At 33.2% G+C, this 1,203-nt stretch carries 2 protein-coding genes; both read left to right on the top strand.

Annotation, left to right across the window (positions count from 1 at the left end):
• The first annotated feature begins 42 nt into the window (after positions 1-42).
• Positions 43-528 (top strand): polymorphic toxin type 15 domain-containing protein, encoded by a 486-nt coding sequence (locus BFL01S_RS19655; protein ID WP_082802795.1) that lies wholly within the window; start codon positions 43-45, stop codon positions 526-528.
• A gap of 14 nt (positions 529-542) precedes the next feature.
• Positions 543-1,085, top strand: a complete 543-nt coding sequence (locus BFL01S_RS19650; protein WP_061786728.1) for a T6SS immunity protein Tdi1 domain-containing protein — start codon at positions 543-545, stop codon at positions 1,083-1,085.
• Positions 1,086-1,203: the final 118 nt, after the last annotated feature.

Here is a 1,203-nt window from a genome sequence, read left to right as displayed (position 1 = left end):
AAGGGTACGGGTAATGTAAAGCATTTAGATGATGTACCAAGAATAAAAGAAGTTGAAGTTAATTTTAAAAGAAATGATAAACATGACTCCGAAGAGTTTGCAAGACAATTGAAAGACCAAGAAAAAGGTATGAATGAACTAACAGTTGATGAGTATTTAAAAAATCGTGAGAAGTATATTGAACAAGGGCGTGCAATTGAAGGTAACGCTGCACAACAAGCTGCTAGGGAAGAAGCTTATGTACAAAAGATAAATGAACTACAAAGAGAAGGATTAACGTTATCGAAAGCTAAGAAACAAGCTAAGGAGTGGTTAGATACTCAAGCTGCACTTCACAACCCAGACCAGATAGCAGGAGGAAAGGCAGAAGTAATAGGAGGTTTGGGAGATAAGAGAATAAATTCATCAATAGGTAGTCAATGGCGATATAGGATTGATATTGTTGATGAACAAATCAAGGAATTAGCAAAAAGTATGACATCAGAACAACTAAAAAATACTTATTTGAATGTGAAATTAACACATTAGTGGGAGGAGTATAAATGGAAAAATACTTAAAAGATTTTAAATTGCATAAAAAAGTTCCGAGTGAAATCATTGAAAAATATATGCAACTGGTACCAAACGAAATTATAGATTTATGGAGTAATTATGGATTTGGTACATTTATGCAAGGGTATTTTAAAAGTGTAAATCCAGAGGAATTTAAAGAGATTTTGGGAGAGAGTAGTCAAAGATACAAGGATTCAGTTGTGTTGTTTGCTACAGGTATGGGTGACCTAGTTATTTGGTCAGATGGATATGTTAGACTACTTAATTACAGGTATGGTGTGGTAAAGACAATTATGTTTACATTTGAATTTTTCTTTCAAAATATTAATGATTTGGAATTTAGAGATGAGGATTTGTCTTGGCAACCTTACCCCGAAGCCCTTAAACAATATAGTGAGTTGGATTATGATGAGTGCTTCGGCTATACACCGCTATTAGGTTTAGGTGGAGCAGAAAAAGTAGAGAATCTAAAAAAAGTCAAACTGAAGGAACATATTCTTATTATTACTGAATTTATGGGACCAGTTCAGTAATATTCGGGAGTATGTTACAGAATTAACTATAAGCACTTGATTGCCTTATTAGGAATCAGGTGTTTTTGTTTTCTTTTTAGAAATCTTAACTGTGTACGATATTGGATATTGCTTTACT

The sequence above is a fragment of the Priestia flexa NBRC 15715 genome (assembly GCF_001591565.1).
Lineage (GTDB): Bacteria > Bacillota > Bacilli > Bacillales > Bacillaceae_H > Priestia > Priestia flexa.
The sequence above is the reverse complement of the archived record's forward strand: the minus strand, read 5'-3'. Positions and strand labels throughout refer to the sequence as shown.